This is a genomic window from Rufibacter sp. DG15C, from assembly GCF_001577755.1.
Classification (GTDB): domain Bacteria; phylum Bacteroidota; class Bacteroidia; order Cytophagales; family Hymenobacteraceae; genus Nibribacter.
In genome coordinates this window covers 736,672-757,255 of sequence record NZ_CP010776.1, presented here as the reverse complement: position 1 = coordinate 757,255, position 20,584 = coordinate 736,672, and the positions used below count along the sequence as shown (strand labels likewise).

The 20,584-nt window shown below is 51.9% G+C and carries 17 protein-coding genes; 15 read left to right on the top strand and 2 right to left on the bottom strand.

The genetic code is table 11. The annotated features are described in order from the left end of the window. Window positions 1-139 precede the first annotated feature (139 nt). The gene (locus tag TH61_RS03175; protein WP_066505798.1) at window positions 140-2,083 is read right to left on the bottom strand and encodes a hypothetical protein; all 1,944 of its coding nucleotides are present in this window, start codon (window positions 2,081-2,083) and stop codon (window positions 140-142) included. Between the two features lie 191 nt (window positions 2,084-2,274). On the opposite strand from TH61_RS03175, the gene TH61_RS03170 reads away from it, so the two are divergent. From TH61_RS03170 to TH61_RS03120, 12 genes are all read left to right on the top strand, one after another. Then, window positions 2,275-3,540, top strand: coding sequence for a putative DNA modification/repair radical SAM protein (locus TH61_RS03170; protein ID WP_066505788.1), 1,266 nt, complete (start codon window positions 2,275-2,277; stop codon window positions 3,538-3,540). A gap of 80 nt (window positions 3,541-3,620) precedes the next feature. Continuing rightward, on the top strand, window positions 3,621-3,770 hold the full coding sequence (locus tag TH61_RS18080; RefSeq protein ID WP_157600526.1) for a hypothetical protein: 150 nt from the start codon (window positions 3,621-3,623) through the stop codon (window positions 3,768-3,770). 19 nt (window positions 3,771-3,789) lie between these two features. Next, a complete protein-coding gene (locus tag TH61_RS03165) occupies window positions 3,790-4,623 on the top strand; it encodes a TIGR03915 family putative DNA repair protein (protein WP_066505786.1) in 834 nt (277 codons plus the stop codon). A gap of 578 nt (window positions 4,624-5,201) precedes the next feature. Next, entirely contained in the window at window positions 5,202-5,801 is a 600-nt protein-coding gene (gene purN, locus TH61_RS03160; protein WP_066505784.1) for a phosphoribosylglycinamide formyltransferase, read from the top strand. Window positions 5,802-6,020: 219 nt separating this feature from the next. Next, complete coding sequence (purH, locus tag TH61_RS03155; RefSeq protein WP_066505782.1) at window positions 6,021-7,550, top strand: bifunctional phosphoribosylaminoimidazolecarboxamide formyltransferase/IMP cyclohydrolase; 1,530 nt, start codon at window positions 6,021-6,023, stop codon at window positions 7,548-7,550. A gap of 222 nt (window positions 7,551-7,772) precedes the next feature. Next, window positions 7,773-8,168 (top strand): hypothetical protein, encoded by a 396-nt coding sequence (locus tag TH61_RS03150; protein WP_066505779.1) that lies wholly within the window; start codon window positions 7,773-7,775, stop codon window positions 8,166-8,168. Window positions 8,169-8,460: 292 nt separating this feature from the next. Beyond that, a complete protein-coding gene (locus TH61_RS03145) occupies window positions 8,461-9,489 on the top strand; it encodes a rod shape-determining protein (RefSeq protein ID WP_066505776.1) in 1,029 nt (342 codons plus the stop codon). Between the two features lie 12 nt (window positions 9,490-9,501). Beyond that, window positions 9,502-10,368, top strand: coding sequence for a rod shape-determining protein MreC (gene mreC, locus TH61_RS03140; RefSeq protein ID WP_066505774.1), 867 nt, complete (start codon window positions 9,502-9,504; stop codon window positions 10,366-10,368). Beyond that, the gene (locus TH61_RS03135; protein WP_066505772.1) at window positions 10,361-10,885 is read left to right on the top strand and encodes a hypothetical protein; all 525 of its coding nucleotides are present in this window, start codon (window positions 10,361-10,363) and stop codon (window positions 10,883-10,885) included. Before mreC ends, TH61_RS03135 begins: the two co-directional genes overlap by 8 nt. Beyond that, the gene (gene mrdA / locus TH61_RS03130; protein WP_066505769.1) at window positions 10,882-12,714 is read left to right on the top strand and encodes a penicillin-binding protein 2; all 1,833 of its coding nucleotides are present in this window, start codon (window positions 10,882-10,884) and stop codon (window positions 12,712-12,714) included. Before TH61_RS03135 ends, mrdA begins: the two co-directional genes overlap by 4 nt. Before the next feature lie 2 nt (window positions 12,715-12,716). After that, window positions 12,717-13,994, top strand: a complete 1,278-nt coding sequence (gene rodA, locus TH61_RS03125; RefSeq protein WP_066505766.1) for a rod shape-determining protein RodA — start codon at window positions 12,717-12,719, stop codon at window positions 13,992-13,994. A gap of 106 nt (window positions 13,995-14,100) precedes the next feature. Beyond that, window positions 14,101-14,313 carry a hypothetical protein gene (locus tag TH61_RS03120; RefSeq protein WP_066505763.1) on the top strand — a complete coding sequence of 71 codons (213 nt, stop codon included), beginning with the start codon at window positions 14,101-14,103 and terminating at the stop codon, window positions 14,311-14,313. Between the two features lie 128 nt (window positions 14,314-14,441). Here the strand turns inward: TH61_RS03120 and TH61_RS03115 are convergent, their stop codons facing one another. Continuing rightward, complete coding sequence (locus TH61_RS03115) at window positions 14,442-15,590, bottom strand: hypothetical protein (RefSeq protein ID WP_066505760.1); 1,149 nt, start codon at window positions 15,588-15,590, stop codon at window positions 14,442-14,444. A 43-nt stretch (window positions 15,591-15,633) separates the two neighbouring features. Between TH61_RS03115 and TH61_RS03110 the strand changes: the two genes are divergently transcribed. The 3 genes from TH61_RS03110 (at window position 15,634) to TH61_RS03100 (ending at window position 20,541) form a co-directional block, all read left to right on the top strand. Further along, window positions 15,634-15,954, top strand: coding sequence for a 2Fe-2S iron-sulfur cluster-binding protein (locus TH61_RS03110; protein ID WP_066505758.1), 321 nt, complete (start codon window positions 15,634-15,636; stop codon window positions 15,952-15,954). A 285-nt stretch (window positions 15,955-16,239) separates the two neighbouring features. Continuing rightward, window positions 16,240-16,833 (top strand): thymidine kinase, encoded by a 594-nt coding sequence (locus tag TH61_RS03105; RefSeq protein ID WP_066505755.1) that lies wholly within the window; start codon window positions 16,240-16,242, stop codon window positions 16,831-16,833. A gap of 432 nt (window positions 16,834-17,265) precedes the next feature. Beyond that, window positions 17,266-20,541 (top strand): S41 family peptidase, encoded by a 3,276-nt coding sequence (locus TH61_RS03100; protein ID WP_066505754.1) that lies wholly within the window; start codon window positions 17,266-17,268, stop codon window positions 20,539-20,541. Window positions 20,542-20,584: the final 43 nt, after the last annotated feature.

Here is a 20,584-nt window from a genome sequence, read left to right as displayed (position 1 = left end):
TTGCCTGGGCAGAAGGGGGAATTAAAGCTAAGGATTTTTCACTAAAAGTCAACCTTTTACCGGTTTAACGCCATGTGAGTGGGTATTGAAAGTAACGCCGTTTTTGACCTTATTTCCAGGAAACAGGCCAAAAACGGCGTTACCTGAACTCGGTGATCAACGGCTGGGTAAAGCGCAGGTCATTGAAGTCATAATAGGGGCGGGAACTCCTGAAAAACTTGAGATCGGTTTGGTTGTCAATGGGCACCCGTGGGTAATAGCCTACCAGAATCTGGATGGTGCTAAAGGGCAGGTATTCGTTCCTGAACCTGAAACCCATCCCCACGCCGGTATAGGGTTTCTCAGAGAAAGGGGACCCGTCTTTCTTTTCTGTGATCCAGGCCAAATCGGCGAAGCCCACCACTGCCAGCCTGAACCCAAACACGGTCACTGGCGCAAAGAAGTTGGTCTCATAGTTCAAGACAAACTTACGGTAGCCGCGCACCGCCTCTGACCTGAACCCCCTGATGCCGTCTTCCTGGTTAATGTGCAAGGCAAACAAATCTGGTCTTCGTAAGCCAATCTGGGTTCTGTTCCACAAGAAATGCCGCCAGCGCCAGCGGTTCAATTTATAGAGCGGCGTAAAATACAAGGCCTCTGAGGTTAAAACGCCCTGCTCCCAACCACCCTGGTACCGGTAACTGCCATACTCCAAGCCTCCGTACAAATACCCAAAGCTGGGCCTATACTTGCCAAAGGCAGCCTTTGCGCCAAAGTACAACCGATTTTTAGCGGATCCGTCTTCAAAGCCCGCCGTGACGGCCAGTAGGTTACCCGCCGGAATATCCTCAGTTCTACCAAAACCAAACAGGTACTGGTCCTTATAGTATCTTCTGAAGCTGTAGCCCAAACCGGATAGGTACAGGCGCGCGCTCTGGATGGTTGGGCCGGTGCCTTGGGTGTACTGCACGTTCATGACGCGCAAGGCCGTAATCAGGCGGCCAGGGTTGTCATGGCTCAAATCATAGGACTTGAGCCGGAAGGCGCGGCCCACCCAAATATCCTGCACGTTGTAGTCCAAGGGCTTGTACAGAATGGGGGCTGGTGTGGGAACAGGGTCTGTGTCATAGACCTCGGGCTCATAAAAATCTGGCTGCAGCGTCTGGTACCAGTTGATGGTAGCACCCCCCGCGTATTTGGTATTGGTAGAGTAGAAATCCCTCTGAAACGAAATGCCCTGCTGCTTGTAGGTGTATTCGTTTCGGTAGATCAATTCAGCGGAGATATAGGACCGGTAGATGTTCTCAATTAAATAACTCCCCTGAAACAGCCAGCCCTGCGGGTCATCTGTGGCAAACCTACCCACGGTGCGTACCTGGTGCCCCAGCCCCAGAAAGTTAATGTCCCGCAAGGCTAGGCGCGTGCCTGACGTACTCACAGACCCCGAGCCACTCAAACTGAAAATGTCCTTGGTGATGACCGTGATGTCCACACTGTCCTGGGTGGAGGAAGAATCATTGACCAGTATGCGCGCATCTACTATGTAATCCGTTTGGCGCAGTAAACGCTCAGACTCAGACAAGGCCAGCGGTTCCAGAAACTTGCCTTTCTGAAACAAAAGCTTGTTGCGCAACAACCGTGGCTTGGACCTAGAATGTAAAGCGTTCCCGAATTTCTCCAGCGCATTGTCTGGTACCTGCAAGGTATCATTGATGTTGTAGCCAAAAGCGTCCATGCGTACAAAGTGGATGTTGCGCACCACCTTGTAATTGTGCTTCTCCTGGTCTTGCGGGAGCAGTTCAGCGTCTACTGAGCCTTCCAGTTTGCGCGGCTTAAATACCACCAACGCTCGGATGGCCCTCCCAAAAATGGTTTTGCGCTGGCTCATGCGCCGCAGGAAATCTAGGAACCGTTTCTGTTGGGTAGAGTCTCTGGCGGCAGTATCTAACGCTGGGGCGGGAGTAGGGACAAAGGACGTGTCTGGCACCACCACTTGGGCACAGGCAATGGGTGAGCTATGTAGCCACAACAAAGAAAGCAGAAGTAAGAGTACGGCAACCTTTAAGGCCTTCAAAGAACCTGTGCCGGGTCTGTTAGCGCTCATGCCCAATAATCCATCCTCCTAAAGTACGCAAAAATCATGCATTTCTGGTGATACGCGTCTTTATGCTAATATTTTTAGTGTTATAAACATTTGAACATCAACTTGTGGAAAACAAAAGCTAATAGTATTAGTTATAAAGTGGAGTTGTTAGTATCTTGCTAACGCATTCAGGAGTACATAAAACCACACAGATGCAGAACACTATCATTGAAAAGCTAAGCATTTTGGCAGATTCGGCTAAGTACGACGTCTCTTGCTCTTCTAGCGGCGGTAAACGCAAAAACGAAGGCAAAGGATTAGGTAACGCCGAAGGTATGGGCATTTGCCACAGCTACACTGAGGATGGCCGTTGCGTGTCTCTGCTGAAAATCCTGCTTACCAACTTCTGCATTTTTGACTGCGCCTACTGCGTCTCTAGAAAGAGCAATGACGTGAAGCGCGTGGCCTTTACGGTGCAGGAAGTAGTGGATTTGACCATCAACTTCTACCGCCGCAATTACATTGAAGGCTTGTTCCTGAGCTCTGGTATTTTCAAGGACTCTGACTATACCATGGAGCGCCTGGTGCGCATTGCCAAGAAACTGCGCCTGGAGCACAACTTCAACGGGTACATTCACCTAAAGACTATACCTGGTGCCAGCGAGGAACTCATCAAAGAAGCCGGCAAGTACGCCGATAGATTGAGTGTGAACATTGAGCTGCCCTCTGAACTGAGCCTGCAGACCCTGGCGCCGGAGAAGAACTACAAGGAGATTCTCACGCCCATGGGCAACATCAAAGACCAGTTGGTCTTGGTGAAAGAGGAGAAGAAGCTGTTCAAGTCTACGCCTGCCTTCGCGCCGGCCGGGCAGAGTACGCAGTTGATAGTAGGCGCTACGCCCGAAAGCGACCGCCAGATTCTGGCCTTGTCCAGCGGCTTGTACAAGAACTTTGAGTTGAAGCGGGTCTACTATTCGGGTTACGTGCCCGTGGTGACGGACAGCCGACTGCCCATCATCAGTACGCCGCCCATTATCAGAGAGAACAGGTTGTACCAGGCAGACTGGCTCATGCGCCTGTATGGCTTTGATGCCAAGGAGTTGCTGGATGAGCAGAACCCTAACCTGGATTTGCAGATTGACCCCAAGTTGGCTTGGGCGCTGCGCAACCGGCACGTGTTTCCTTTAGAAATCAATACCGCAGACTATGAGATGATTGTCCGGGTGCCGGGCATAGGCTTGAAGTCTGCCAAGAAGATAGTGGCGGCCCGCCGCTTTGCCTACCTCAGTTGGGAGAACCTGAAACAGATTGGGGTGGTCATTAAACGGGCCAAGTATTTTATCACCTGCGGAGGGCGCAGTTTGGAGACGAGAGAATGGGACGAGGAAGCCATCCGAAGAAGAATCCTTTTCGGGGAAAAGGGAGACCGAAACGGTCTGTGGGGAAGCCAGTTGGATTTGTTTCAGCAGGCCGGCTGAACCGCCGCTCCAGAACCGGGAAGCTGAACGCTTCCAAATCAAAGAAAATCTTACTTGTAAAACATCAAACCAACACCGCCATGCAATCTATCACTGCCCGCCAAACCGTAGCTCCTATTTCTTTCCGTTGCAAACTAAGCACGCTGGTGCCGTACCTGCGCCAACTATCTGCCCAGCGCCAGGAAGAAGCCGCCAACGCCGCGTTGAGCAACATCCGCATCGCTTCCTAAACTTGCGTATCCTTTGGCTATGCACTTCTATACCTATGACGGCTCCTTTGAGGGACTGCTTACGGTCATCTTTGAGGCGTATGAGCGCAAGGCCTGGCCAGACCAGATAGGCAAGGAAGGAGAGACGCCTCCGGGTATTTTCGCGGAGCACCATTTCATCCCGGCAGATGAGGCCAAGGCCAAGCGCGTTTGGGAAGGTTTGGGCAAGAAGCTGTCTAAGGCCGCTTGGGAGAATGTATACAAAGCCTATCTCTGGGAACAACCCGGTTTTGAGATGCTCATCTGGCAGTTTGTGCAACTGGTCTTCTCCAGCCAGCAGGAGGGAATAGAAGAGAACTTCGCGGAACCCTGCGTCCAGAAGATGGCGCAGGTGGGCAAACAGATGTTTCGGGAAAAGCACCGCATGGAAGCCTTTGTCAGGTTCCAGTGTACACAAGACGGCCTTTACGTAGCGCCCATCCAACCTGACTTCAATGTGCTGCCATTGATTGTCACCCACTTTGAGAAACGCTACGCCGACCAGCAATGGCTCATCTATGATGTGAAGCGGCAGTACGGAGCTTTCTATAATGGCCAGTTTGTAGAGTTAGTGTCTATGGAAGACGGCGCGCCGGCTTTCCAAAAGATTGATTTGCCACGGGATATTCTGTCTGGCGTGGAGCCATTGTACCAACAGCTATGGCAGGCTTACTTTGACCACGTCAACATCCCGGAGCGGCGCAACAAGAAACTGCACATGCGGCACATGCCCAAGCGCTACTGGAAATACCTCACCGAAAAGAAACCCAGAATCCAGACGCACCAGCCCATCCAGAACAAGCAACTGCCCACGGGGCTGGCCCGGTTAAATTAATCCCTTCGTTTTTGACCTGTTTTCTGGAAAAGAGGCCAAAAACGAGCAGTCTCTTCTCTCTGAGGAAGAAGGTTAGGAAAATAGCCTAAAAACGAAGCAATTATTAATTGTTGATTGCTAATTCATCTCCTGATATTAACACCCCCCTTCGCTCCCTCAAGGGGGGAGTCTCCGTTTGGCAAAGGCCTCTACTACAGGCACCTGATCCAGTCTTTCCGGCGAGTCGCCTAAGCAGGTTGCCGCCTCTGACAGAACAGCGGTCACTAGAAAGCGATACCGGTCAGCTAATTCAAGGAAGTAAATATGCAAAAGAGGCAAGCTGGTACAGTGCGAGGCGGGAAGACGGGGCCCCGCGGCCGTGAGCGCTTAGCGGTGAAGGCGAAGGAAAGGGCATAAGGGCACCGGAAGAAAGAGCCTTCTCAGGAACAGCCAAAGCCGTGCACGTCGGTAGTAAAGAACTATAGACTTCATTGACGGCCCAATCACAGCGAGAAAACAAATCCATCGTTTTTAGCCTGTTTTCTGGAAAAGAGGCCAAAAACGCTATCTTTGCTCTTCCATCTGCATGACCAGCTGTTTTGGGTACTTCTTCTAAAAAGAACATCGTTATTTTCGCTTCCGGCTCTGGGAGCAATGCCCAGCGCCTGCTGGAGCACTTCGAGCACCATCCTACCATCCAGGTGGCGGCGCTCTTCTCCAACAACGCCAACGCGTTTGCCCTGCAGCGGGCCGAAAACTTCAACGTCCCCACTGTGGTCTTTGACCGGGCTTCTCTAAAAGACGGAACCGTGGCTCAACAGGTGCAAGCCTATCATCCAGATTTGATTGTACTGGCCGGATTTTTATGGCTGCTGCCCGCCGAGTTTGTGAAGGCCTTCCACAACAGAATCATTAACATCCATCCGGCGCTGCTGCCTAAGTTTGGCGGCAAAGGCATGCATGGCGAGCACGTACACCAAGCGGTGTTGGATGCGGCCGAAGGAGAGACCGGGATTACCATTCATTATGTGAATGAGCACTATGACGAGGGTGCGCCCATCTTTCAAGAGACCTGCCCCGTCCGCGCAGATGATACCTGCGAGACCCTGGCGGCGCGCGTGCTTTCCCTGGAGCACCAACACCTGCCGCGCGTGGTTGAGGAGTTGCTCACCCAAGACAAACAGACCCCCAGAGCCTAACCTGCCAAAGATGAAGCGACTACTCCAGCCCTCTGTGTTTTGCTCCCTTCATCTGGCCTCTAACTTTTTGTGCTTTCTTATTAAAGGTCCTGCTACCTGCAGTGGGCACACTTGTTTGCATTCCCAGAGCCAGCTACATCTGGATTTTGGGAGGGCTACGTATGTCCTAAAGCGTATGGCCTTGAATTTTCTCATTGAACCCAATCATTCCCAACTTATATGAATACCGTTAAAATCAAATCTGCTTTAATCTCTGTGTACTACAAAGACGGCCTGGAGCCACTGGTGCGCGAGTTGCAGAAACAAGGCGTGACATTTTATTCTACGGGTGGCACCCAAGACTTTTTGGAGAAGCTAGGCGTAGAGGTAGTGCCGGTAGAAAACGTAACCGATTATCCGTCCATCTTCGGCGGAAGAGTGAAGACTTTGCACCCAAAAATCTTCGGGGGGATTCTGCACCGCCGCGGGCATGAGCAGGACCAACAGGAGTTGCGCCACTTCCAGATTCCGGCTTTGGACCTGGTGATTGTGGACTTATACCCGTTTGAAGAAACCGTGGCCTCTGGTGCGGCAGAGGAAGACATCATTGAGAAGATTGACATAGGCGGCATTTCCTTGATTAGAGCGGCGGCCAAAAACTTCCAAGACGTGCTCATTGTCTCTAACCGCGAGCAGTACGGTGAGGTGGTAGAGCTGTTGCAGGCCAAGAACGGTAGCACAGATTTGACAGATAGAAAGCGTTTCGCTGCCAGGGCGTTTGACGTGTCTTCACATTATGACACCCACATCTTCCAGCACCTAAGCCAAGGGCAGGAATTAGCCCCAGCCTTTAAGCAAAGTGAGCGCACCAGCCAAGCCTTGCGTTATGGTGAGAATCCACACCAAGCCGGTACGTTCTATGGCAACCTGGACCAACTGTTTGACAAGCTCAACGGCAAGGAGCTTTCTTATAACAACCTGGTAGACGTTGACGCCGCCGTGCTGTTGATGGCCGAGTTCGCTGACCAGCCTGCGGTGGCCATCTTGAAGCACACCAATGCCTGCGGCGTGGCCGTAGCCGAAACCATCCGCCAGGCGTATTTGAACGCCCTGGCCTGTGACCCGGTGTCAGCGTTTGGCGGGGTGATTATTGCCAATAAGACCATTGACCTGGCCACGGCTCAGGAACTGAACAAGCTCTTCTTTGAGGTCTTGATTGCCCCAGCCTTTGACCAGGACGCGTTGGAGTTGCTTTCCTCTAAGAAGAACCGCATCTTGCTAAGACAGAAGCCGGTGCAACTTCCCACCAAACTGTTCAAGACATTATTGAACGGCGTGATTGAGCAGGATAAAGACTTAGCCACCGAAACTGCCAAAGACTTTAAAACCGCCACCAACCGCGCACCATCTCAGGAAGAAGTAGAAGGACTGGAATTCGCCTTGAAGGTCTGTAAACACACCAAGTCCAATACCATTGTGCTGGCCAAAGGCAACCAGTTGTTGTCCAGCGGCGTGGGGCAAACGTCACGGGTAGATGCTCTGCGCCAAGCTATTGAGAAAGCCAGAAGCTTCGGGTTTGATTTGCAGGGCGCGGTGATGGCCTCAGACGCGTTCTTCCCGTTCCCAGACTGCGTGACCATTGCGTCAGAAGCGGGTATTACCGCCGTGGTGCAGCCGGGTGGTTCTATTAAAGACCAAGACTCCATTGATGCTTGTAATGAGCGCAGCATGGCCATGGTCATGACCGGCGTACGTCACTTCAAGCACTAGAATCAAATTATTATCAACCAAACAAAACGGCCAGTTATGCATGCATAACTGGCCGTTTTGTTTGGTAAAAGTAGGTTGCTGCGTTTTTGGCTTACTTTCTGGAAAACGGGCCAAAAACGCAGCAATTATTTTATAGCGCTTCTAGAATATATAAAATCTCTAATTCCAGTTCGAAAGGGCTTTGTTGCGTATAGATAATAAACTGTAAATCAATAAAATATAATGAAAAATAAAGCCATTGTTTTCGCTTTCTTGTTAGGGGGTGCAACACTATTATCTACCAATGCCATTGCCCAGGAAACCAACAAGCAAGAGATGGAACAAAAGGCAAAAGAACAACAGGACAAGCAACGTCTTCAGGACGCCGAAGCCCTGAAAGCCGATACCAAGAAATCTGCGGCGCAGACCAAGTCTTTGGCCAAAGAACAGCAAGCGCTCTTCAAGGAAGCCAAGGCCCGCGCCAAAGAAGCGGATAGAATTGACGAGGAAGCCAATGATGCCGCCAAGCAAGCCAAACAGGCGGTGCGCACTGAGGAGAAAGCTCAGAGAACCCGTGAGAACGCTGACAAGCAAGCCAAAAAAGCAGCCACTGCCCGAACCAAGTCTGAGCGTAACTAAGCCCAGAAAAGACACGTCCGCTATCCTAAAATTACTAAAACAAAAAAGCCTCTGTATAAGAGGCTTTTTTGTTTTAGTAAAAAAACGAGGTCATCTCCTTTAATCCTTCAGAATAAAACCTTGAAAAGCGTCGTTTTTAGGCTGGTTTCCAGAAAATAAGCCAAAAACAAAAGCCTTTGAAATGAGATTGAAATAATATGACAGAATTACGTAATTTTGCGCGAAGTAGTACCTTGTAAAGAAAATATTCTACATATATAGTGTTTCTGCTAGAGACACAAAACGACAACGAATGGGATTATTTAATTTTTTCACCGCCGATATAGCGATTGATTTGGGGACCGCCAACACCCTCATCATCCATAACGATAAAATAGTAGTAGACGAGCCTTCCATCATTGCCATGGACCGCACTACCAACAAGATGATTGCCGTGGGCCGTGAGGCAATGCAGATGCACGAAAAGACCCACGAAAACATCAAGACCATCCGTCCGTTGAAAGACGGCGTAATCGCTGACTTTACCGCAGCAGAGCAGATGATCCGCGGGATGATCAAGATGATTGACAAAGGCAAAAAACGCATTTTTCAGCCGTCTTACCGCATGGTGGTGTGTATCCCTTCTGGCATTACTGAGGTGGAGAAACGCGCGGTAAAAGATTCTTGTGAGCACGCCGATGCCCGTGAGGTTTGGATGATTCAGGAACCTATGGCTGCCGCCATAGGGATTGGCATTGACGTAGAGCAGCCCATTGGAACCATGATTGTAGACGTAGGAGGCGGTACTACAGAGATTGCCGTGATTGCGCTTTCCGGTATTGTCTGCGAGCAGTCTATCCGCGTAGCAGGTGACGTGTTCAACAAAGACATTTTGGACCATATGCGCCGCCAGCACAACCTGTTGATTGGTGAGCGTTCTGCAGAGAAAATCAAGATTGAAGTGGGCGCCGCGTTAACCGACCTAGAAAACCCACCAGCTGACTTTGAGATACGCGGTAGAGACTTAATGACCGGTATTCCTAAAGTAATCAAAGTAACCTACCAAGAGATTGCTATCGCGTTGGACAAATCTGTTTCTAAGATTGAAGAAGCGGTGTTGAAGGCCCTGGAGATTGCCCCACCAGAACTGTCTGCCGATATCTACGACAACGGTATTCACCTGACTGGCGGCGGTGCCTTGTTGCGTGGATTGGATAAGCGTCTGGCCAGCAAAACCAAACTGCCAATCCATATTGCCGAGGATCCGTTGCGCGCCGTGGTGCGTGGAACCGGGGCGGCCGTTAAAAATATTGAAGGTTTCCGTAGCGTCCTGCTAAGCTAAGAACACGCGCCCATGCGGAAACTTTTTCAGTTTATCTTCCGGATACGGGCGTTTCTGGTGTTTGTCTTGTTTGAGGTACTGTCTTTGTACCTGCTTTACCGGAGCAACACCTACCACAATGCCGCGTTCTACCAGTCCTCTAACTACTATGTTGGCAAGGTGCTGGAGTTTCAGAGCGAGGTGACGGAGTATTTCCAGTTACGGGAACAGAACCAGACGCTAGCGGCTGAGAATGCCCTTTTGCGCGCGCAACTCACGCAAAAACAGGAGTTACAGCTCAATGACAGCATTGAGACTGTCAGGGATTCTACGTTTGCGGCGGCAGACTCTGTGGCGGCGGCGCTGTACACGTTTAGGCCGGCCCGGGTCATCAACAACTCGGTGCGCAGGCTCAACAACTACCTCACGCTCAATATTGGGTCAGATGCAGGCGTGAGAGCCGGGATGGGCGTTTTGACGTCCAGCGGCGTGGTGGGACGCGTGAAGGCGGTTTCCAAGCACTACGCCACGGTCACCTCCTTGCTGCATTCCCAAACCCTTATCTCGGTGAAGCTCAAGCGCAACAAAAGCTTTGGCAGTATCAAGTGGGACACGGGCAATCCTGAGTTTGCCACGTTGCATTACATCCCGTTGAGTGAGAAGGTGTTCAAAGGCGATACCGTGGTGACGTCTGGGTTCAATGCCATTTATCCGCAGGGCATCACCATTGGCCGCGTGGTAAGCGTGATGAAAGAATTGGACAAGAGTTTTTATACCATCAGGGTGAAGTTGGGCGTTGACTTTGAGAAGCTATCCTACGTGTACGTGGTGGAGAACAAAGGCCAGGCCGAGCTGGATACATTGCAAGTTCAATCAGGCATAAAGGCAGAAGATGAGTAGTTTCAGGTTTGTCAATTTGATTCAGTTTGTGGTGCTCATGGCTCTGCAAATTTTGCTTATGCGCAACCTGGTGCTCTTTGATACTGGGTTCTGCTTTGTCTACATCGGGTTTATCTTGTTCCTGCCCATTGAGATAGACAAGGTCTTACTGTTAGTTTTAGCGTTTTTCACGGGCCTCACCGTAGACTTGTTCTATGACACGGCCGGCGTACATGCCGCGGCCACGGTGCTGGTGGGCTATCTTCGTCCGTTCATGCTCAAGCTCTTGACGCCCAGAGACGGGTATGAGACCTCAGACAATGCCACTCTCACCTCTATGGGCTGGCGCTGGTTCCTCACCTATGGCATTGTGCTTCTGTTGGTCCATCACTTTACCTTGTTCTTTTTAGAGCTGAACGGCTTCAAACTCATAGGATTTACATTGGCTAAGATCATTGCCAGCACTTTTTTCACAGGAGCGGTGTTGGTTATTTTTCAGATGCTATTTTTCGCAAGGAGGGTTAGGGGTTTCAGATGAAGTACTTAGAAGGCCGCAAATACGTGATCCAAGCCATTTTCCTGGCTATTGGGGCGGTTTATCTCATCAAACTTTTTTACATACAGGTTTTAGACAACAGCTACAAAACGGCTGCTGAAAACAATGCCATGCGCCGCGTGGTGCAATACCCGTTCAGGGGACTCATGTATGACCGTGAGGGCAAGTTGCTGGTAGAAAACAAACCGGTCTATGACTTGATGGTGGTGCCCAAAGAGGCCAAAGCCATTGACACGCTCAAGTTCTGCCAGGTGATGGGCATCACGCTGCCAGAGTACCGCGAGAAAATCAAAGCCGCCAAGGCCTATTCTTACGTCAAATCTTCCCCGTTTTTACAGCGCCTTACCAATGAGGAGTTTGCCCACATCCAGGACAACCTAGTTGACTTTCCGGGGTTCTACATTAGTGCGCGTACCGTGCGCGGCTATCCGCACCAGAGCTTGTCTCATGCCTTGGGGTATATTGGTGAAATCAGTCCGAGACAATTAGAGGATTCTTCTTACAAAGGCTATATGCCGGGTGACTATCTGGGTGTGAGTGGTCTGGAGAAGGAGTACGAGAAATACCTCATGGGCCGGCGTGGGGTGAAATACACCATGGTGAACGTGCGGGGTATTGAGAAAGGCTCTTTTAAGAACGGCGAGTATGACACGCTCTCTATTGCCGGCCAGAACCTTATCACCACCATTGACCTGGAACTGCAGAAGTACGGCGAGAAGCTGATGGCGGGCAAGGTGGGCAGTATTGTGGCCATTGAACCGCAGACCGGCGAGATCCTGTCCATGATTTCGGCGCCGTACTATGACCCTTCCTTGCTGACGGGCAAGGAGCTGGGCAACAATTACATGAAGTTGCTGCGGGATCCCATCAAACCGCTCTTCAATCGGCCTACCATGGCCACCTACCCGCCGGGCTCTATCTTTAAACTGGCCCAGGCCTTGATAGCCATGCAGGAGGGAACGCTTACCGCTGATACCGGTTATCCTTGTAACCAGTCATTGGTGCGGTGTTCGCATAGCCATGCGTATCCGGCCAATCTGGGTATTGCCATTGAGCAGTCCTGTAACCCTTATTTTTATCAGGTGTTCCGGTCGGTGGTAAGCAAAGGACGCTCTACCAACGTGTACCAGGATGCAAAGCTAGGCTTGGATGCCTGGCGGGAGCATATCACCTCATTTGGGTTTGCCTCACAGCTGGGAATTGACTTTCCGCAGGAGAAAAAGGGTTTGATGCCGGGCAGTAAGTTCTATGACAAAATCTACGGTCCCAAAGGCTGGAAATTCCCGACTATTTATTCCATTGCCATCGGGCAGGGGGAGACGGGGGTAACGCCGTTGCAGATGGCCAACTTTGCCGCCATCATTGCCAACAAGGGCTATTACTATACGCCTCACCTGATTAGGTCTGTAGGGGAAAAAGGTAAGCCGCTGCCAGAATACTCGGTGAAGCACCATACCAGTGTTGCCCCTAAGCATTTCTACCCGGTGATTGACGGCATGGAGCGCGTGGTGAACGCGGGTACGGCCCAGTTTGCCAAGCTCAGCCACATAGGTGTGATCCTCTGCGGAAAAACCGGCACCGTGCAGAACCCGCACGGCAAGGACCACTCCGTGTTCATTGCCTTCGCGCCTAAGGAAAATCCCAAGATTGCCATTGCCGTGTACGTGGAGAATGCCGGGGGCGGGGGTGTTGCCGCCGCGCCCATGGCCAGCCTCATGGTGGAAAAATATCTCACAGACTCCATCAAGACCGCTCCGCGCAAGCGTTGGGAGGAGTGGTTGATTGACGGCGGTTTCTACAAAATTGATTAAGCATGCGGTCCTCTTATAACCTCACCAAAAACGTTGACTGGATTACCATTGGCCTCTATGGCTTAATGGTGCTTTTGGGTTGGATGAATATTTACGCCGCCGTGTACAACCCTGAGAATGTAACCAACATCTTTGACTTTTCCCTGAACTCAGGAAAACAATTGGCTTGGATTGGGACATCAGTGGTAATCATTGTCATGCTCTTTGCCATTGACTACAAGGCGTATGATTCCTTGGCGTACGTGATCTACTGGTTCTTTATTCTGCTGTTGCTGGGCACCTTGGCCTTTGCCTCAGAGATTAAAGGGTCCAGGTCCTGGCTAGTGATTACGGATTCTGTCAGGCTGCAGCCCGCCGAGTTTGCCAAGTTTGCCACGGCCCTGGCGGTCTCCAAGTTCATGAGCGGTATTAACCTAAGACAGCAGAACTGGCGTGACCAAGCCAAACTGGCGGGATTGGCGCTTTTGCCTCCTATTATCATCATCCTACAGAATGAGACGGGCTCTGCGCTGGTGTTTGCCGCCTTTACGCTGGCGTTCTTCAGAGAGGGAATGTCCCCGTTGATTCTGATTATTGGGGCGGTGGCGGTGTTCATCTTCGTCTTGACCTTGCTGATTCCGCAGTGGTGGCTGGTGGGCATTTTGACGGTGTTGATGGGCGCGTACCTGTGGCTGAACTTTCATAGGCTGCGCCGGGATTTGCGCACCTACATTGGCATCTGGGTGGCCGTCATCGTGATGGTGTTTAGTGTGCACTACTTTATAGAGAATGTGTTGCAGCCCCACCAGCAGAACCGCATCAAGGTGTTGGTGGACCCAGAGATTGACCCGCTGGGTGTGGGCTGGAACGTGACGCAGTCCAAGATTGCGATTGGTTCGGGCGGTTTCTTCGGGAAGGGTTTTCTGGAGGGGACGCAGACCAAGTTTGACTTTGTGCCGGAGCAATCCACTGACTTTATCTTTTGTACCATTGGCGAGGAGCACGGCTGGATAGGGAGCTTTTTGGTGGTGGCCTTGTTTATGGGGCTGCTCACCCGCATCATTTTCATAGCCGAACGGCAACGCTCTGTCTTTGGGCGTACGTACGGCTACTGTGTGGCCTCCATCATCTTCTTCCACTTTCTGGTGAACATAGGCATGACCATTGGTCTGGCGCCGGTGGTGGGGATTCCGTTGCCGTTTTTCAGCTACGGCGGCTCGGGGCTTTGGTCGTTTACCACCTTGCTCTTCATCCTCCTGGCCATTGACGCCCACCGCAAGCTGGATTTGGGCAGAGGGTAATCAATATAGGCAATACTTCAAATTCCGTTTTCGGCCTGTTTTCTGGAAAGCAGGCCGAAAACGGAATTTCTGTTTCAGTCCGAAGGGAAACTTAATCACTGTATCTATGACTTTCTACCGCTATTTAGGAGACAAGCACACAGACCCGGCGCTGAAGGGAGCCACCTGCGAAGCCGTGCGCCAAGAAAACGGTAAATGCATTAGAGGCAAAAACGGAAGCATGCTGGTGCGTTTTCTTCATCTGCCGTATCCTACGGTGGTGATAGGGCGGCTGCTCCGGAAAGTGAAGCCTGATGAGGTGCTTGGACAGCAGCCATAAAACCTGCTTTGTTTAAAACAAAACGCCCGGCTCTCCTGAGAGAATCGGGCGTTTTTGGCTTATTTTCCAGGAAACAGCCGGGAAACGAATTCCCCATCAATCACGGGTTATTCGTCCTGCATCATGGCTTACGCGAATTTGCGCTCCAGCAATCTGGTCAGTTTCTGGACGTGGTCTTCTTTCTTGGTCCAATTGTAGTTGCAGCCTATCTCATTCAAAAGAACGCGCTTAGCGTCCTCAGCGCTAGGTTGCTCATCCAGGTGCTTGATGGCGGCATGATAGGCCATGTTGTCGCCGTCAAACAGTTCATTGATGAACGCGAAACGCTGGTTGATGGAAATGGCCTCGCGCAGGGACTCAATTTTCTGCTCCTGGTTGCGGTCAGAAAGTGAGCTGGTAGAGGCGGTGGTCTGCTTTAGACGGTCGTTCAGGCTGGGTTTCTGCTCAGCCTGGAAACGGTCATTCAAGTTTGGTTCGGTCCGTTCCGTTAACTTAGGCTCGGCCTGCAAGACCGGGCGGAAGAACGGGGCCGCCACGGCGGGGGCTTCTGGTTCTTCTGGCGCGATGGGCGTTACCGGCACCAATGGTGTGGGCGCAGGAATGGCTCGTCTTTCGGCAACGGGGGCTGGTACTTCTTCTTCCACAGCTACGGCCGGCTCAGAAAGCAACAGTTCCTCCACTTCCAGCGGTTGCAGGGTGTAGAACTTGTCCAGCACTTCTTTCAAAGACACACGCTCTTCTTCGTGCTCGGCCAGAAAACGGTCCAGTTGGCTCATGATGGTAGAACGCTCCATGTCAATGCCAGAGAGCGTGCCTATAAAGCTTCGGTACAGCTCTTTGTCAATGTCCTGGTACTTGAGGCTATCTTGCAACTTGGCGGCGGTCAGGTCCTCCAAGCGCAGGAACTTCTCCTCAAACACGGCCACGGGCTCCAAGGGAATCCGGATGGTGTCTTCAATGGCGTTCACCAGAAGCGGCTCAAAATGCTCGCGCTTGATGGAGATTTTGCGGGAGAGCACGTTCATGAACTGCACCAGGGCATCCTTCACTTCGGGGTGCTCAAAGTCGAAGTACGGGCTGCGCAGGTTGGCCATCTCGTGGTTCCAGAGCGTGAGCAGCTCGCGTATCATGTAGAGGTTCACCTGTTTGACAGGCGTAAACGAAATCAACTGCTGGGCAGTAACGGCCTCATGAGTGGCAAAATGTTCCTCACTGAGGCGCTGGGCCAATTGCTGGCTATATAGCGCTAGGCGGATTTGATTATATTTGTCTTTCATTGGCGGAAGCATACAGGGGTAAAGATAGCGAAGATAGGGAATAATGGGCGAATTAACGGTGCAGAATCTGGCAGATAAAACGCTTAACGTAGCCCCGGGGCAGACGGTTCTGGCCGCCCTGCAGGCCGCCGGTGTAGACTGGATGCACGCCTGCGGCGGAAGAGGCCGCTGCACCTCTTGCCGCATGATTGTCAAAGCCGGCGAAGAAAACCTGGCCCCGCTCACCGCTCCTGAGGTCCGGTTCAGGGAGAACGGACGCCTCAAGCCCAATGCCCGCCTCACCTGCCAAACCCACATAACCGGCCCCGTCACCTGCCGCGTCCCCGAGCAGACCAAGCTGCCGCACTTGACCTACAGCAGTTAAACTGCGGTTTTGCTGTTTAGGTACGTTGGAGATGGTAATTAACTTCAACCTTACGTTTCCGGATGCTAGCTGTCTTAACCGTTTTCGCACTACGTGCGCGTGCTTTCCAACTCAATTAAATCGGGTCTTTCATCTGCTGTTAAATTGGTCAATCTTCTGAGGGACAGGGGATTGGATAAGTGTGTGGAAAAGTTGTGCATTAGGGAAGGCGGGGCACCATGTAACTTGGTCATGTGTTAAGGCAATAGGCAGCACGGGAGCCCATTTTAATTAGTATAGTAATTTATGTTCATAGAGCCTCGGGTGGGAAACCGCCAACAGACCCAGAAGCGTGGTTGGATAGAAGTGATTTGCGGGTCTATGTTCTCAGGAAAGACCGAAGAGCTCATACGCCGGCTCAACCGCGCCAAGATTGCCAAACAGTGCGTGGAGATTTTCAAGCCGGCCATTGACACGCGTTACCATGATGAGGACGTAGTGTCGCATAACGCCACCTCCATCCGGTCCACGCCCATCCAGTTCGCCAACGACATGCTCTTGCTGGGCAGCAGCTGTGACGTACTGGGCGTAGACGAGGCCCAGTTCTTTGACGATGCCATCACTGATGTCTGCGTGCAGCTCGCCAACTCAGGCGTGCGCGTGATTGTCGCCGGACTGGACATGGACTACCTGGGCAAACCCTTCGGACCCATGCCGGCCTTGATGGGCGTAGCCGAGTACGTGACCAAAGTACACGCCATCTGCGTGCAGTGCGGTGAAATTGCCTCGTACTCTTTTAGAAATGCCGCCTCCCAAGAGAAAGTGTTATTAGGCGAAACGGACTCGTACGAGGCCCGTTGCCGTCACTGCTTTCAAGAGGGATTGAAGGGAAAGCTTTAAGCTATTCCCAAGTCACGAGTTAATTTTTGAAATCCCATTTTTGGTCTGTTTTCATGAAAATAGGCCAAAAATGGGATTTTGTTTTTATGAATTTGCCGCAGGAGCATCAGTTGCTATTATCACGACTTCATTCACTTTTTGTGATGTGTAAGTATCTAGTTAGCGAACTAAATAGGCGCTTAATTAAACGCAGATTCTCCCCTTGAGGGGAGCGAAGAGGGGAGTTTACATTTGCAGATACCGTTTATAAATACGTAAGAGACAAGGCAATGCCATTGCCTCTATAACCAATTTTCAGCATGATTTCCGTTTTTAGCCTAATTCATCCAAAACAGCCTAAAAACGATTGAATAAATCCCCTCTAAACGGGTTGAATAGAAGGCGCTTATTCCGTAGCTTTCCAATACCAACCTAACTAACTCCATTCCCTTTATGAAAAAGAGGTTCTTCGCCATTTTGGCCTTCTGCTGCGCCAGCAGTCTGGGGGCGAGTGCGCAAACCCAAGCCCCGCTCTGGATGACCACGCCGGCCATCTCGCCAGACGGTCAGACCATTGTCTTTAGCTACAAAGGCGACTTATATAGAGTGGCCACCGCGGGTGGTACGGCCACCCCGCTCACCATGCACGAAGGCTACGAATACATGCCCGTTTGGTCCCCAGACGGTAAGCAATTGGCTTATGCCTCTGACCGTCACGGTAACTTTGACGTGTTTGTGATGCCGGCCCAGGGCGGAGAGTCCAGGCGCCTGACCTTTAACTCCTCCGGAGATTTGCCATCAGATTTTTCAGCGGATGGGAAGAACGTATTGTTCACGGCGGCCAGACTGGATGCGGCCAACAACTCTATGTTCCCATCGGGGGCGTTCCCGGAGTTGTACAGCGTGCCGGTGAGCGGTGGCAAGAACAGCATGGTTTTGACCACGCCCGCCGAGTCCGCTCGTTACAGCCCTGCTGGTGACGTCATTGTGTACCAAGACCGCAAAGGCCCCGAGAATGCCTTGCGCAAGCACCATGTTTCGTCCATCACCCGTGACATCTGGGCCTACAACGCCAAAACCAAACAGCACACAAAACTCACGGATAATGCCGGCGAAGACCGTCAGCCTATGGTGGCGGCCAACGGGCAGGACGTGTATTATTTGAGCGAACAAGCCAACGGTACGTTTAACGTACGCAAGCTAAGCCTGCAAAACCCGAAGCAAAGCACCGCGGTCACCAACTTCACCAAACACCCGGTACGGCACTTGAGCGGTTCTAAAGACGGCGTATTGTCCTTTACCTACAATGGCGAAATCTACACCCAGAAACCGGGCGCACAACCGCAAAAAGTAGCCATCCAACTGTATTCAGATATTCGGGCCAACCAAGAGACGGTGTTGCCCATCTCGGGTGGCATGACCGAAATGGAAGTATCGCCGAACGGCAAAGAAGTGGTGTTCGTGAACCGCGGGGAGGTGTTCGTGTCCTCGGTGGAGGGCGGCATCACCAAGCGCATCACCAACACACCGGAGCAGGAGCGGAGCGTGAGCTTCTCGCCGGACGGCCGCAAGATTCTGTACGCCGGCGAGCGCAACGGCAGCTGGAACGTGTATGAAGCCAGCCTGGTACGTGCCAATGAGCCGTATTTCTATGCGTCTACCATTCTAAAGGAAGACGTGGTCATCGCCAATCCCAAAGCAGAGGAGTTCCAGCCGGCGTATTCGCCAGACGGCAAAGAAGTGGCGTTTCTGGAAGACCGGGTAAAGTTGCGCGTAGTTAACAAAGCCACCAAGCAGGTGCGTGACATCATGACCACCGCCAACAACTACTCCTACTCAGACGGCGACCAGTACTATGAGTGGTCACCAGACGGAAAGTGGTTTCTGGTGCAGTACAACCAGCCTAAGCAATGGGTGAGTGAAGTAGGTTTAGTGTCTGCATCGGGTACCGGCGCCATTAGAAACTTAACCCAAAGCGGTTATTATGAAAACGGCCCGCAGTGGATGATGGGTGGTAAGATGATTATCTATTACTCTAACCGCGAAGGCCTTCGGGGCAACGGCAATAACTCGGGCACCGGCGATATTTATGCCCTGTTCACCACGCAAGATGCCTTTGACCGCTTCAAGCTGAGCAAGGATGATTATAACTTGCTAGAAGACCTGGAGAAGCGCGAAACCGAAGCCAGAAGCCAAGCTGAGAAAGCCGAGCCGAAAGGTAAGGGCAAGAAAGGAGAAACTCCTAAAACCATGGCGCCTGCGGGCATGACCATGGAACTGGACAATCTGGCCTACCGCAAAGCCCGCCTGACGGGTACGTCTTCAGACATCGCAGACGCAGTGGTTTCAGCTAAAGGTGACCGACTGTTTTATTTAACCCGCTTCGAGAAAGGATACGACCTGTGGGTGACTAACCTGCGCGACAATGACACCAAACTGCTGGCCAAACTAGGCGCCCGCGGTGGTGACATGGCCATGAGCAAAGACGGCAAAAACCTGTTCGTGCTCACCGAAGGCAAAATCCTCAAGCTGGACACCGAGAACGGCAAACAAGAAACGCTCAAAGTAAACGGCGAGATGAACCTGAACGCCTCTGCTGAGCGCACCTACATGTACGACCACGTGATACGGGAACTGGAGCAGAAGTTCTATGTAACTGATTTGCACGGCGTAGACTGGAAAGCCAACACAGAGAATTACCGCCAGTTCCTGCCTCACATCGCCAACAACTATGACTTCGCAGATGTATTGAGCGAGCTGTTGGGCGAACTAAACGCCTCGCACACGGGCGGTCGTTACAGCCACCGCGCCACCAACCCAGATGCCACTGCTTCTTTAGGCTTGTTCTATGATGAGCAGTATACTGGCAAAGGCTTGAAGGTGAAGGAAGTCATCAACCTGAGTCCGTTTGACCGCGCCAGTTCCAAAGTGAAACCGGGCGTGGTGATTGAGATGATTGACGGACAGGCCATCGAGGAAAACACGGACCTGGACCAAATTCTCAACCGCAAATCAGGTAAGTACACGCTGGTTTCACTGTATGATGAGAAAACCAAAACGCGTTGGGAAGAGACCGTGAAGCCCATCAACACCGGTGAGCTGAGCGAGCTCCTGTACCAGCGCTGGGTGGAGAACCGCCGGAAAAAAGTAGACCGCCTGTCGGGTGGTCGGTTGGGTTACGTGCACATACGGGGCATGAACGACGCCAGCTATCGCACCGTGTACGAGGACGCGCTGGGCAAGAATGCCACCAAAGAGGCCCTCATCGTGGACACCCGCTCCAACGGTGGCGGAAACCTGCATGATGACCTCATCAGCTTCCTGAACACCAAACGCTACGCCGAGTTTATCCCGCGCAACCAGCACCTCTCAGATGAGCCTCGCAACAAATGGACGAAGCCGTCGGTGGTGGTTATGAACGAAAGCAACTACTCAGACGCGCACATCTTCCCGATGCTCTACAAAGAGCTGGGCCTGGGTAAAACCGTGGGCATGCCCGTGGCCGGAACCGGTACGTTTGTCTGGTGGGAAACGTTGATTGACCCTACCATGGTCTTCGGGATTCCGCAGATTGGCTACCGCACCTTGAAAGGCGGCAAGTTCCTAGAGAACACCCAACTGGAGCCTGACTACCTGGTAGCCAATGAACCAGCTTTAACCGCCCAAGGCCGTGACCAACAGCTGGAGAAAGCCGTGGAGGTTCTGTTACAGGAACTGCCTAAGAAGTAATCCAAGATTCGATTAGATAAAGAGAAGCCCTGCCAGATTTGGC

Bases quoted from the DNA above. Each gene is read 5' to 3' on its own strand.
- TH61_RS03120 (WP_066505763.1), top strand. From the start codon at position 14,101: ATGACTTTCTACCGCTATTTAGGAGACAAGCACACAGACCCGGCGCTG.
- TH61_RS03150 (WP_066505779.1), top strand. From the start codon at position 7,773: ATGAAAAATAAAGCCATTGTTTTCGCTTTCTTGTTAGGGGGTGCAACA.
- TH61_RS03105 (WP_066505755.1), top strand. From the start codon at position 16,240: ATGTTCATAGAGCCTCGGGTGGGAAACCGCCAACAGACCCAGAAGCGT.
- TH61_RS03170 (WP_066505788.1), top strand. From the start codon at position 2,275: ATGCAGAACACTATCATTGAAAAGCTAAGCATTTTGGCAGATTCGGCT.
- TH61_RS03165 (WP_066505786.1), top strand. From the start codon at position 3,790: ATGCACTTCTATACCTATGACGGCTCCTTTGAGGGACTGCTTACGGTC.
- TH61_RS03175 (WP_066505798.1), bottom strand. From the start codon at position 2,083: ATGAGCGCTAACAGACCCGGCACAGGTTCTTTGAAGGCCTTAAAGGTT.
- purH (WP_066505782.1), top strand. From the start codon at position 6,021: ATGAATACCGTTAAAATCAAATCTGCTTTAATCTCTGTGTACTACAAA.
- TH61_RS03100 (WP_066505754.1), top strand. From the start codon at position 17,266: ATGAAAAAGAGGTTCTTCGCCATTTTGGCCTTCTGCTGCGCCAGCAGT.
- TH61_RS03145 (WP_066505776.1), top strand. From the start codon at position 8,461: ATGGGATTATTTAATTTTTTCACCGCCGATATAGCGATTGATTTGGGG.
- TH61_RS03115 (WP_066505760.1), bottom strand. From the start codon at position 15,590: ATGAAAGACAAATATAATCAAATCCGCCTAGCGCTATATAGCCAGCAA.
- rodA (WP_066505766.1), top strand. From the start codon at position 12,717: ATGCGGTCCTCTTATAACCTCACCAAAAACGTTGACTGGATTACCATT.
- TH61_RS03135 (WP_066505772.1), top strand. From the start codon at position 10,361: ATGAGTAGTTTCAGGTTTGTCAATTTGATTCAGTTTGTGGTGCTCATG.
- mreC (WP_066505774.1), top strand. From the start codon at position 9,502: ATGCGGAAACTTTTTCAGTTTATCTTCCGGATACGGGCGTTTCTGGTG.
- TH61_RS03110 (WP_066505758.1), top strand. From the start codon at position 15,634: ATGGGCGAATTAACGGTGCAGAATCTGGCAGATAAAACGCTTAACGTA.
- mrdA (WP_066505769.1), top strand. From the start codon at position 10,882: ATGAAGTACTTAGAAGGCCGCAAATACGTGATCCAAGCCATTTTCCTG.
- TH61_RS18080 (WP_157600526.1), top strand. From the start codon at position 3,621: ATGCAATCTATCACTGCCCGCCAAACCGTAGCTCCTATTTCTTTCCGT.